Origin of the sequence: Synechococcus sp. R55.3, assembly GCF_047461975.1 — a bacterium.
In the GTDB taxonomy this organism is placed as follows: Bacteria; Cyanobacteriota; Cyanobacteriia; order Thermostichales; family Thermostichaceae; genus Thermostichus.
Genome location: NZ_JANSIG010000092.1, coordinates 1 through 11,800 on the forward strand (window position 1 = coordinate 1; position 11,800 = coordinate 11,800).

The 11,800-nt window shown below is 59.2% G+C and carries 8 protein-coding genes and 3 pseudogenes; 2 read left to right on the forward strand and 9 right to left on the reverse strand.

Annotated features, from left to right (window positions below; all coding sequences use genetic code 11):
• The 4 genes and pseudogenes from NW849_RS12180 to NW849_RS12195 form a co-directional block, all read right to left on the reverse strand.
• A pseudogene (locus NW849_RS12180) lies at positions 1 to 86 on the reverse strand (IS5/IS1182 family transposase); the annotation flags it as partial.
• A 91-nt stretch (positions 87 to 177) separates the two neighbouring features.
• Positions 178 to 933 (reverse strand): annotated as a pseudogene (locus tag NW849_RS12185) (helix-turn-helix domain-containing protein); the annotation flags it as partial.
• Positions 821 to 1,363 (reverse strand): annotated as a pseudogene (locus NW849_RS12190) (IS607 family transposase); the annotation flags it as partial. The pseudogenes NW849_RS12185 and NW849_RS12190, both read right to left, overlap by 113 nt.
• A gap of 73 nt (positions 1,364 to 1,436) precedes the next feature.
• Positions 1,437 to 2,819, reverse strand: coding sequence for a nicotinate phosphoribosyltransferase (locus NW849_RS12195; protein ID WP_414357891.1), 1,383 nt, complete (start codon positions 2,817 to 2,819; stop codon positions 1,437 to 1,439).
• 318 nt (positions 2,820 to 3,137) lie between these two features.
• Between NW849_RS12195 and NW849_RS12200 the strand changes: the two genes are divergently transcribed.
• Positions 3,138 to 4,199 carry an isochorismatase gene (locus NW849_RS12200; protein WP_414357892.1) on the forward strand — a complete coding sequence of 354 codons (1,062 nt, stop codon included), beginning with the start codon at positions 3,138 to 3,140 and terminating at the stop codon, positions 4,197 to 4,199.
• Positions 4,200 to 4,640: 441 nt separating this feature from the next.
• Positions 4,641 to 5,963 (forward strand): ATP phosphoribosyltransferase regulatory subunit, encoded by a 1,323-nt coding sequence (locus NW849_RS12205; protein ID WP_414357894.1) that lies wholly within the window; start codon positions 4,641 to 4,643, stop codon positions 5,961 to 5,963.
• Here the strand turns inward: NW849_RS12205 and NW849_RS12210 are convergent.
• The 5 genes from NW849_RS12210 to tsaB all read right to left on the reverse strand — a co-directional run bounded on the left by NW849_RS12210 (position 5,938) and on the right by tsaB (position 11,708).
• Positions 5,938 to 7,041 carry a DNA polymerase III subunit delta' gene (locus tag NW849_RS12210; protein WP_414357895.1) on the reverse strand — a complete coding sequence of 368 codons (1,104 nt, stop codon included), beginning with the start codon at positions 7,039 to 7,041 and terminating at the stop codon, positions 5,938 to 5,940. The two genes, NW849_RS12205 and NW849_RS12210, sit on opposite strands and share 26 nt — an antisense overlap.
• Positions 7,042 to 7,044: 3 nt before the next feature.
• Complete coding sequence (locus NW849_RS12215) at positions 7,045 to 9,408, reverse strand: hypothetical protein (protein ID WP_414357896.1); 2,364 nt, start codon at positions 9,406 to 9,408, stop codon at positions 7,045 to 7,047.
• 451 nt (positions 9,409 to 9,859) lie between these two features.
• A complete protein-coding gene (accB, locus tag NW849_RS12220; protein WP_414357898.1) occupies positions 9,860 to 10,336 on the reverse strand; it encodes an acetyl-CoA carboxylase biotin carboxyl carrier protein in 477 nt (158 codons plus the stop codon).
• A 70-nt stretch (positions 10,337 to 10,406) separates the two neighbouring features.
• Positions 10,407 to 10,964: an elongation factor P gene (gene efp, locus NW849_RS12225; protein ID WP_414335241.1), complete on the reverse strand. Its 558-nt coding sequence runs from the start codon at positions 10,962 to 10,964 to the stop codon at positions 10,407 to 10,409.
• A 36-nt stretch (positions 10,965 to 11,000) separates the two neighbouring features.
• Positions 11,001 to 11,708, reverse strand: coding sequence for a tRNA (adenosine(37)-N6)-threonylcarbamoyltransferase complex dimerization subunit type 1 TsaB (gene tsaB, locus NW849_RS12230; RefSeq protein WP_414357897.1), 708 nt, complete (start codon positions 11,706 to 11,708; stop codon positions 11,001 to 11,003).
• Positions 11,709 to 11,800 lie beyond the last annotated feature (92 nt).

Genomic DNA, 11,800 nt, shown 5'->3' on the forward strand with positions numbered 1-11,800 from the left:
ATCCAAAGAACTGCTTCAATAAACTGTTTACAGTTTGCTTCTTTCCCAATGTTAACTCTCTCTTCTGTCCGTAAAAAAGCCAATATCTTCTGCCGTTTGTTTTCATCTAAAAAACCAACTTCATCCTCTTTCCACCATAAATTATTCTCTCTATCTTAACATAAGATCAACACGACCTAAGTTCCTGATTTTTTGACGCAAGCGAAACGCTGCTTGCCGCATTCGCCTACGCTTTTGCCTCGGTGCCTGGCTCAGCCTCGATTGCAACTCATCCAGGTAGTGGCACAGCCGTGTTATCCGGCCAAAGTCGCCTTTGGCAATATCCACAAAACCTTCCCCATCAAACCCGGTGAGGAAAGTTCTCACCCCAGGGTCAAGCGCTATGATTCCCGTCGCCAACGAGCACTGCTCGTTCACAGGTTCAGGGAAGATGGCATACCACCTGTCTTTCACCCGCACTAGCTCAGTTCCATGTGCCCATTATCTGGGCATCTCCTCGGATGCACGAAACGCCAAACCTCGGGTGAGTTTCGGATACCACGTCCCATTGCGAAAGTTGCCGGCGTTGAATTGCAGCGTATGCGACCTGTCCCGCACACTGCGAAACTTCGCGTCTTTGCTCCGGCGAAACGCCAACCACGCCTCGATGACCGCGTTCTGCTTGATGTGGCAGGGGGCGTCCTTCACCCACCGGGGCAGGTCGGAGTGCAGGATGATGTCCCGCAGCTTTCTGGCCGTTTTTGGGGCACCGTGCTGGCACTGATGGGCAATCGCTTGGTTGTAGCAATACCGGCACGCTGCTTGCCAGTGTTTCCACACCTTAGCCAGAGCGGGTTCGGGATAAATCCTGATCTTCCTGGATTGCAGTTCGGTACTTCCTGAGTCCGCTGAGCCGATGACTGAAGCCGTGCAAAATGGCAAGAATATCCTCAACCCATTCCTGTTGGGGAGAGTGGTCTTGGTGATTGAGAACCACGTTTGCGTCAGCGGAGCGGAGCTCTTTCTCGAACCCGTGTTGACGGCAGTACCAGGCAACAAGCTCAAATCCAAAGCGGCAGAGGCGGTCTTTATAGGCGACCACAAGTGTGCCGACATCTCCTGCACCGATTCGTTCCAGTAGGGCAAGGAACCGTGGTCTTTGGAAGTGGAGACCGCCGCCAATGTCTCCGACCCCTTCGGCTCCAGAATGGAGGCTAACCAATCGAGCAATCTGTCGCTCCAAGTCGGGTTTTTGCGCTCGGCTGATAACTCTGGCGTAGAGAACAATGTGCTTCTGCTTTCCGGGTAACTTGATGTAGCTATCGAGGTCATATCGCCTTGCTCGTCCTGAAGGTGTTCGTACTGCCGACGAGCAACTTCTTTGGGAGTTACATATCGCGCCATGCTGAATACTATGTTCAGCATGGTTCAATGTTGCTTGGATTAGAATCCGCTCCTCAGGCAGTGCCCGCCGAGGCACAGTCCTGACCGAGGGTGTGGTCTTTCAACCGCTGCAAAGTTGCAGTCAGGGCCATGGGCCAGGGATCCGGCTGGCGCAGTTGTCGCACCCCCTGAGGCAGGCGCAGCACAGAAGCGCGGCTGGTGCGGGCAATGGCTTCCAAATCCGGCAAGGGATCCAGCAGCAGCCCTTTTTCCATGACTTTGCGCAACAGCGGTTCGTAGCCGGGGGGCGGGGGCTCGTCGGCATGGCCCAGCAAGTCTCCCTCGGGGCCGCGAAAGATCTGCTTGCGACCGGGAAGGGTGGCTTTGGCAAAGGAAGCTTTGGCCACCGGGATCCCGTTGATTTCCACCAATTTGTACACCCCGTTCACGCCTTCTCCGGTCACCAGGCGGGTGCCCACTCCATAGCCGCTGATGGGGGCCTGGGAGCGATGCAGGCGCTCGATCTCGTATTCATCCAAATCCCCACTGACGAACACCGGGGCTCCTTGAGGCAAAATCTGTTTCACCCGGCGAGAGAGATCTTCCAAATCTCCTGAGTCGATGCGCACCCCGCCGATTTCCCCGCGGGATCCCAGTTGATCCGGGCTTCCGGCTGCAAAAAGCTGGGCTGCCGTGCGCGCCCCTTGGATGGGGTCGTAGGTATCGATCAGCAGCGCAGCCTGGGGAAAGTAGCGCCGAAAGGACTGAAAAGCGCGGGTCTCATCTCCCGAAAGAGCGGCAATGGCCATCACCAGGGAATGGGCCATGGTTCCTGCCGGCTTGCGCCCCAATTTCAGGGCTGCCAAAACATTGGAGGTGGCATTGAACCCTGCCGCCAGAGCCGCCCGGGCTGCCCATAGCCCCGCCTGGGGCCCAAAAGCTCGCCGGGTGCCGAACTCCAGCAAGATGGCCTCATCCCCTGCTGCATCGCGCATACGGGCCGCCTTGGTGGCAATCAGGGTCTGGTAGTTAAAGGTGGACAGCAGATAGGTCTCCACCAGTTGGGCTTGCCAGAGGGGGGCTTCCACCCGCAATAGGGGCTGGTTGGCGAAAATGGCCGTTCCTTCCGGCACTGCCCACATATCCCCCTCAAACCGGCAGCGGGCCAGCAGATCCCAAAAGCGCTCCGGCGCATCGGCGAAAATGCCCGTTTCCCGCAGTGCTCGCAAAGCCTCGGGGGCGAAGCTGAGCTGCTGCAGGTATTCCACCGCCTGGGTGAGCCCCATGGCAATCAGATAGCCATAGTCGGTGGGCAGCCGCCGCACGAACAGCTCAAAGGCAGCGGGCTGAGCCTCTAGCCCTTCCCCCACATAGCAAGCGGCCATGGTGAACTGGTACAGATCGGTTAGCAAGCCATAGTCTTGGGGCTGCAACGACGAGAAATCAGGGCTCAACATGAAAAAACCTCAAGGCAGAAGCCGATGGGGAGCGATGGGATCGAGCAGAGAGCTGTCGCCAAGGTTATAGTGAAACTTACCATAAGTAAGCCTGCCTGTCCGGGATCCACCAGAAGCACCGCAACCCCCGAAAAGCTCGAAAAATCGGTCTCAACAAGACGCCAAATCCAAACTTAGCCGAGAACACAGGCGGCCATCTGGACAAAACCTCTTCCCCAACTTATAGTGAAACCAACCATAAGTACCAGCCCGACTTCCTTTAACCTTAGATCAAGCTTGTGCAAGCCTGGTCAATCCAGCCCCCACCGGGAGAACGCCATGAATGCCACTCTACAGGAGCTAACGGTTGCGGCTCCAGCAGGCCTTCCCACCCACTTTGATCCGGAGCGGGTGGGGGAGATTTGGCGCGTGCCCTACCAACAGCGGGCAGCAGAAGCCGAGCGCTGGGCCAAGGAGCAAGGGATCCCGCCGGCAGAGGCCGATCAGGTGCGGGTGGGCTTGTTGCTCATTGATGTGCAGAACACCTTTTGCATTCCCGGCTTTGAGCTGTTTGTGGCCGGTTCCGGCGGATTGGGAGCGGTGGAAGATAATCGCCGGCTTTGTCAGTTCATCTACCGCAATTTGGCCTGCATCACCCAGATTGTTGCCACCCTCGACACCCACACGGCCATGCAGATCTTCCACCCCGTCTTTTGGGTGGACGCGCAGGGAGCCCATCCTGAGCCGGCCACGGCCATTTCGGCAGCCGATATCCGCTGCGGACGCTGGCGGGTTAACCCCGCCATGGCTGCCAACCTCACCCAGGGGGATCTGACGCGGTTGCAGGTCTACGCTCTGCACTACGCCGAGCAGTTGGAGCAGGGGGGAAAATATCCCCTCATCGTCTGGCCCTACCACTCCATGCTGGGGGGGATTGGCCATGCCCTGGTGCCAGCGGTGGAGGAGGCGATTTTCTTTCACAGCATGGCCCGCTGCAGCCAGCCCAGCCTGCAGCTCAAGGGAGCCAATCCCTTGACGGAAAATTATTCCGTGCTTAGCCCGGAGGTTTTGACTGGGCCGGAAGGGGATCCCATCGACGAGAAAAATGAGCCTCTTATCCGCCACCTGCTGCAGTTTGATGCGCTGATCGTGGCTGGCCAAGCCAAAAGCCATTGCGTGGCCTGGACGGTGAGTGACCTGCTGCAGGAAATCCAAGCCACGGATCCCAGCTTGGCCAAGAAAGTTTATCTTCTGGAGGACTGCACCTCGGCGGTGGTGATCCCCGGCGTTGTGGATTTCAGCGAACAGGCGGAGGCCGCTTTCGCCCGCTTTGCGGAAGCAGGAATGCACCGAGTACGCTCCACGGATCCCATCCGGGAGTGGCCTGAGTTTCCGCTCTGAAAGACTTATACAACACCGAGCAAAAGCGGACTTTCGCGCAGGTTGATGCTTTCTTTTTGCTTCCACGACCCATGGCCAGTGGTAGAGCTCACCTCTACCACCCCGCCAAAGGGATCTCCACAGGCGCGACTTCCCCGCAAGCTGCAGGTAGTTGCTCCTCGCTCTGAAAGAGCACACAGGCTGAAGGTGGAGCAAACTTTAGCCTAGGCGAAATGCCTACAAAAAATGTGCCAGCCAGCTCACCGGTTTGGCCAATCCACGTCAAGCTGCTATCGCCCAGACCAACAACGTCTGTCGGAAGGTTCGTCAGCGAGGTTGAGCATTGTGCTGCAAGCTAACCGATAGCCCGGTAAATCGAGGACTAGAGGGAAGCCCAAAGATCCCGGTCGATCTCCCTTCCAAGTGGTAGGATGCGGCAGGACAGCCTGTCGGAGTTGCCCTGTGTACAATCGCGTTAGCGGTGCGGAGCACTCTCGCGTCAGCGGTGCGGAGCGCCCTGAAGCCAGTTCTACCGTCTCCAGCAGCCTGCGCCCCCCCAGCGGTGCCCGGGATCTCCTGCCGCGGGAGGTACAACGGCGGGAGAAGCTGGAGGCTCAGCTTACCCAGGTTTTCCGACGCTACGGCTACCAGCGCATCATCACTCCCACCCTGGAGCGGCTGGAAACGCTGCTGGCGGGGGGATCCATCTGTGCCGAGTCGGTGCTGCAATTGCGGGATGGCGAAGGGACGATGCTGGGGCTGCGCCCCGAGTTGACCGCTTCCATTGTGCGGGCGGCAGCCACCCGTCTGGCCGGTGGGCCCTTGCCGTTGCGGCTCTACTACCACGGCAGCGTTTTTCGCAACAGCCGCCGGGAGGAGGGATCCTACAGTGGCCAGGAGTTTTTCCAGTCGGGGGTGGAGCTAATCGGGGCAGGGGGATGGCTGGCAGATGCCGAGATTCTGCTGCTGTTGGCCGATTGCATTCGCTCGGTCGGCATCTCCTCTTGTGAGTTCTCTTGGACGCTGCTGCTGGGAGATGTCAGCCTCACCGAAAGTTTGCTCAGCGCCGTTGCCCCCACGGCCCAAGCGGCAGTACGCCGTGCCATTGCCCAGCTCGACTACGTTTACCTGGAATCGGCTCCTCTGCCGGAAGCCGCCCGCCAAATTGGCTTGCAGATTCTGGGGCTGCGGGGACAGCCCGGCCAAGTTCTTTCTGACCTGGCTCAGTTGCCTGTGCCGCCTGAGCGGCTGCGGGATCTGCGGCAGCTCTGCCAGGTGCTGGAGGAACACGGGGTGCGGGTGGTGCTGGATCTGAGCTTGTTGCAAACCCTGGCCTACTACACCGGCATCGTTTTTCAGGCAGTGGCAGGCGGGGAGATCATTGCCTTGGGGGGACGCTACGACCGGCTGCATGCTCTCTACAGCCCTCAGCAGGTCGAACAGCCGGGGATCGGCTTTACCCTTCTGCCGGATACGCTGCTCCGGCTCTTGCCCCCCGACCCCAAAACCGAGGAGATGGGCTGCAAACGGTTGGTGGTGCCCCTGGTGCCGGCAGGGATCCCGGCGGCGCTGGCCTTGGCCGCCCGCTGGCGAGAAGAGTGCTATGCCTACGGCACCCTAACGGGAACCGCACCGCTGACGCGAATGGAGGCAGTGGAGCTGGAATTGCTGGATCGAGCTCCTGAAGAGATAGAAGTCTATGCTTGCCAATGTGGGATCCCAGAGATCGCCTGGGTACAGGCTGACGGCAGCTACCACATCACCCACCCAGACTGTTCGCGCTAGCGGGACGGAGTCCTTCGTTGGCCAGGTTGACTTCCCAACAGAGGCGTGGCTGCACCGATTGCAGCAGTTGTTGGCGAATGCGTTCCAATTGCCGGATGGCACCCCGTACCCCTGACGCGAGCGGCTGACGGGATCCCTGCGCCCAAAAATGCTGCTGCAAATAATCGATCAGCCACAGTTGTGCCGGCAGCTCCAAACTGGCCACCGCTCTGCCCAATTCCAATGCCTGCTGGAGAGAAGAGTGCCAGGGCCAACGTTTGAGTTCCTCAAGGAGCGACGGCGGGATCTGCTGCAGGTGCTGGTGGGCCAGCAAGGCCAAGCCGGGGCTGCCCTGGGCCAAGGCAATCAGCTCGGATCGAGGGATCCCTGCCAGATCTGGGCAACCCAACCCACTCAGCACCCGGTCGACCTCTTCTGAGCTGAGGCGGCGAAAAGGCACCATCTGGCAGCGGGACAACAGCGTCGGCAACAGCGAGGCCGCCTGGGGGGCGATGAGTATAATATGGGCTGGGCCTGGCTCCTCCAGGGTTTTCAACAAAGCATTGGCAGCGCTTTCCGCCAAGGTTTCGGCTCCCTCCAGCACCACCACCGCTCCCGATCGCGTAAGCGGGACGGAGTCCTTTAGCGGGGCGGAGCCCTTTCGCTGGGCTCGAATCGGCTTGCGGGCACAGAAGCGGGATACCCCCTGCACCTGCTCCAGGCGAATTTGGGGCGGCGAGCGCCGTTGCAAGGTTTGCGCCTCCGGGGAGTCTGCCGCAATTAGGCGGCCTTGGTGCAGGTAGGTGGGGCTGACCCAGTGGAGATTGGGATGGTTGCCCGCCAGCAGCCAACGGCAGTGGGAGCACTTGCCGCAAGGGATCCCGGAGCTGGATTCGCACAAGAGGGCCTGGGCAAACCAACGGGCCATCAGCTTCCGCCCCACCCCTTGGGGGCCCAAGAAGCAGTAGCTGGAAGTCACCCGCCCCTTCTCCAGGGCCGCCACAAGCAGTCGTGCCGCCATCTCCTGTCCGACAATGTGCTGCGGAGGCAAGACCTTCACCCGGTCAGCGGTCTCGGCGCTCGGACGGAGTTCTGGCATATCTCAGCATCCGCTGGCAGAAGCTGGCAGGAAATGTTTGCGAAAATACTGCAGCGTCTCCGGTCGCAATAACCCCCGCTCCACCAAGGGATCCCCCCAGTGGGGCGAAGATTCATCCATCGGCGGCAAGGACTCCAGCACTTCAGCAGCCAACAAGTCGGCAGCCTTGAGGAACTCTCCCACCGTGCGGCACCCCGACAAACGGGCAGAATACCCCCCATCCGCAAAGAACTTGATCGTGGTTGCCTTCAGGCCGGTACACTCGCCAATGACCGCGGTCAGCTTGCCCCCCGACTGTTGCCAGCGGCTGAGGATGTCTTGGATCTGGGGCCGATCCAGCAAGCCCGCTGCCTGCAAGTTTTGGAACAGATGCCTGGCCCAGGGGGTGAGTTCCGCCAGCAAAGGATCCGTCGGCGTGTCCTCAGGATTGGCGGGAAGCTCCCCGGCATCGGTCGCAGGTTCCTCCAGTCTCCTCGTAAGGACTGTGTTTCGCTCACGCGAACGTGCTGGCTCATCTTTGGCGGTTGAACCAGAGAAGTTGGCTGCTCTCAACTGGGCTTGGGCTGCTTCGGCGATCAGCTTTTGCTGTTCGTAACTCACCTGCAGCAGACGGTTGCGATTCTGCTCAATCTTGAGATTCTCTTGCAGGGACTCCAGGCTCTGCCGATAGGCCGCCAGCAGCTCTCGCGCGTCTCGCAGTTCCACCGTCAAGTTGGCCTGCTGCTGTTGAAGGGCGCTGAGGCGGGATCCCGTGGTTTTCAGTTGTTGTTGAGCTTGCTCCAAGGCTTCTTGGCGGGCTTGCAGGGATCCCTCCAGTTGGACAATGCGCTGGTCGGCCTCGGCCCGTTCTGCCCTGAGCTGGTGGATCAGGGCTTGGCTCTGCTGCAGTTGCTCCTCCAGTTGAGCAAGGTGCGCTTCGTAGTCACGGTTGGCTGCCATCAGCTGTGCTATTTCCGCTTGCAGTTGTTGTAGCTGCGCCTGTAAGCTTTCCACCTGCTCTGGGGGAACATAGCCGGAAAGCCGCGCCATTTGGGCCTCGTGCTCTTGCTGTAGCTGGGCGTAGCGCTCTTGCCACATCTGCAAAGAGGCCCTCAGCTCCGCAATCTGTTGCTCCAAGGCGGCAACCTGCTCTGGCCAGAAGGAATCCAGATGCCGGGATAGAGCAGCCTCTGACTCTGCAGCTTGCTGGGCAAGTTGGGCCTGCAACTGATCCCGCTCCGATCGGAGCTGCTGGATTTGATGAAGCGCTGCCTCCAATTGGGCGCGTAGGTCAGCCACAACGCTGCTGGGCACCGAGTCCAACTGGCGTTTCTGCAGAATCTGGATTTGCTCTTGCAACTGCTCCAGTTCCGACTGATAGCAATCTCGCTGGGTTTGCAACTGCCGCTGCGCCTTCTGCTCGGCAGCGCGGGCAAGGGCCAGCTCCGTTTCTAGACGTTGCAGTTGTTCCCGCCAAACCCGCAAATCCTGCTGCAGCGTAGCCTGGTGCTGGAGCTCCGCCTGCTGGAGACGAATGGTGGCTTCCAGTTTTTGAATGCGCTGCTGATACTGGCTTTGAAAATCGGCAATCTGCTGGTTCATGCTGGCCAGGATCCGATCCCATTCCTGTTCCTGGAGCTCGATTTGTAGCCGCAAGGCTTCCACTTGCTTGCGGTAGTCAGCCAAGGTGGCCGGTTGAGGCTCATCGGCAAAGGGATCCGAGGCTGCCGCGGCTAATGTTCCAGGGATGGAATCTCCCCCAACTGCGGATTCGAGACTCGATGGCTGAATTGTTCCCTCGCAAGGGATCTTGGCCTCTTCGGGTACAGCCAAATCCTGGGCCAGAGCTTCTCGGCCAGGAGTTGCCGCTCTTTGGGGGGTAAGCTGAACCTCGGGTTTGGGATCCCTGGCCAAAAAAGGCTGCAGCGCCTCCCACGCATTGGGGGAAGCCATCCGCTGCAGTTGCACCTGGACATCCAAGGCGCGATCCAAAATGGCGGGCTGTACCCAACCTTTCCAGGTGAGGATTTCCCCCAATTTCCGCCCATAGCGACGCTGTTGAGCCAGAGCAACCCGCAATTGCTCAAAATCCAAGTGGCCCAGTGCCACCAAAATCTCTCCCAGAGAAAGAGACTGGCTGGGCAGGAAGCGGTAGAGAGCGGCTGGGGTGAGCCAGCCGTGCTCGAGACACACTTCTCCCAACTTGAGGTGGTTTTGCTGTTGCTCTCGCAGGGCCTGAGCCAACTGGGATTGGGAAATTAGCCCTGCCCGCAGCAGACGCTGTCCCAGCGGCAAGCTCGACTCAGCCTCACCGTCAGCAGCACCCCGCCCCTCCAGAAAGGGGAATGGGGTAGAGCCACTCTGGGAGGAAGAGGAGCGCGGAGGCATCAGAAAGGTTCCCAGCTCAGGACTATATTTGTTGTTGCTGTACTCTAGCCTATTGCTCCACAGGATAGAGCATAAAGAGATGACAACGCCACATTGCCGTATTGGCATTGTGGTCGTTTCAGGTTAGGGTGAGATGCCTGGGCTGTTGAGAAAAGCCTTTGGCCGGGGGCATTATGGCTCCGCAACGCTGACGCGACAACGCGACCGACGTTTTAGGCGTGGGCGCAGTGTCCTAGTTTGAATTGATGATTTGAATTGATGAATTGAAATGGCCATAATCGGAATGGCCATAATTGTGGACATAACTGACAGACATCAATGTTGGCTCTAAAGCCAACTCACTTTCTTCCTGCTTGAGAGAGAAGTCAAGCTCACCTGGCCCCTCTCGGGAGCGCTGCACCGGCAAGGCAAAGGAAATTGGGTCGCCAAAATCCGGCTTCTCCCTTGCCCACTAACCCGTGGGATCCAACCGCATCAACACCTGCCCAAACTCCACCGATTGCCCATTGCTCACCAAAATCTCGGTCACCACACCTGCCGTTTCAGCCTCGATTTCGTTCATCAGCTTCATGGCTTCGATGATGCACAGGGTTTGGCCCTTGTTCACCCGTTGGCCGACCCGCACAAAGTCAGGTTCACCTGGAGCCGGGGCACTGTAGAAGGTGCCCACCATCGGCGCCGTCACGTCTATCCAATGGCTGGGGGTGGATTTAGGGGCAGCGGGAGGAGAGGGTGCTTCTACAGGAGCGGGAGGGGGAGGTGCGGGGGAGACAGCAGCCGGACTGGTGGGGGTGGGGGAAAGCTCAGCCGGGATCCCTTTGCGCAAGGTGAGGCGAAAATCTTTGAACTCCAGAGTTAGCTCGGTAACATCGCTCTCTTGCAGAGCGGCCAGAAGAAGCCGAATTTCCTGCCAATTGACGACATCCAAGGGAAAGTTCACTCCTGATGCATCACCTGTCCACAACGGAAATCCATAACCGGATAAGGAGAAGGAGAACTTACTCCCGGCCCAGATAGGTGTCGGTGCGGGTATCGACCCGAATCCGTTCCCCCACCTTGATGAACAAAGGCACCTGGATCTCGGCACCGGTCTCCAGCTTGGCCGGCTTGGTTCCCCCGGTTGCGGTATCTCCCTTCACCCCTGGATCTGTTTCCACCACTTCTAGAACGACCGTGTTGGGCAATTCCACATCGATCACCTGCCCATTCCAGCGCAGGATTGACACTTGCATGTTTTCTTTCAGATATTTCACGGCGGAGCCAATTTGGGCGGCGGTAATTGGAGCCTGCTCATAGGTCTCCATGTCCATAAACACCAAGTTGTCCCCTTCCGCGTAGAGATACTGCATCTCGACTTTTTCGATGGTGGCTGCGGGCAGGGTTTCACCGGCGCGGAAGGTTTTCTCCACAACGTTGCCAGTCTGCATGTTTTTGAGCTTAGTGCGCACAAAGGCTGCCCCCTTGCCGGGTTTCACATGCAGGAACTCGATCACCTTGTAGGGAGCTCCGTCAATTTCTACAGAGACGCCAGGGCGCAAATCGTTGCTTGAGATCATGTCAGCAGAGGGATCCGTTGCTTAGACTTCCCAATCTTACCGTGACGATGGGGCACTCCGTTCGCGCTGGGGAGGCGGAGTCCGATTCAGCCCTCTGAGATCAATCGGGGGCTGGCGACCGTAGAGGGGCAGCACCTCCTGCCACTGAGGGCGCAATCCGGCCCGAAAATCGGCGCGGGCCAATTCTGCCAACGCCACCACAGGTGCAGGATCCACAAAATCGGCGGCATTCACGGATAGAGCTTGCGGCCACTGTCGGAGAGTTGCCTGCCAAGCCTCTTCCTCCCAGAGCCGATCGGCCACTTCTGCAGCGACACCCTCTTCTGTCACCCGATACACGCCGCCATACCACTCTTCTCGTTTGGCGTCCATCTGCACCGCCACCGTCAAGGGCTGTGCCGGGGATCCCTGCCAGATCCACACATGGCGGGCTAGGACGGCCAAAGCCGAGTAGCCGAACACGGGGATGCGCAGTTGCTGGCCCAGCAGGCGGGCTACACTCACCCCCAAACGGCTGCCCGTAAAGCTGCCCGGCCCCAAAGCCACAGCGATCCCGGCTACCTGTGACCAAGCCTGACGGGCCAAGAAGTCTCTCAAGCAGGGGTGCAACTGCGCTGCCATCTCCCGATCCAGCCACCAGCTCTGGCTGCGGGGTTCTCCCAGCCCCGGCTCCAACGGCAGCAGGGCCAGGCCCAAAACGGGTGTGGTGGTGTGGATCCCTAACATCCACCGAGGGGCGGACACGATCTTTCTCCCTCCTTTTTGTATTGGGTGGTTGACGAAACTTAACGGATGTTTTAAGGTTAGGGTGTCAATCTTCGCACTTCCTCAGGGAA

What these genes read in the sequence shown, in the direction of transcription:
- NW849_RS12195 (WP_414357891.1), bottom strand. Translation starts at nt 2,819, where the DNA reads ATGTTGAGCCCTGATTTCTCGTCGTTGCAGCCCCAAGACTATGGCTTG.
- NW849_RS12200 (WP_414357892.1), top strand. Translation starts at nt 3,138, where the DNA reads ATGAATGCCACTCTACAGGAGCTAACGGTTGCGGCTCCAGCAGGCCTT.
- NW849_RS12210 (WP_414357895.1), bottom strand. Translation starts at nt 7,041, where the DNA reads ATGCCAGAACTCCGTCCGAGCGCCGAGACCGCTGACCGGGTGAAGGTC.
- NW849_RS12215 (WP_414357896.1), bottom strand. Translation starts at nt 9,408, where the DNA reads ATGCCTCCGCGCTCCTCTTCCTCCCAGAGTGGCTCTACCCCATTCCCC.
- efp (WP_414335241.1), bottom strand. Translation starts at nt 10,964, where the DNA reads ATGATCTCAAGCAACGATTTGCGCCCTGGCGTCTCTGTAGAAATTGAC.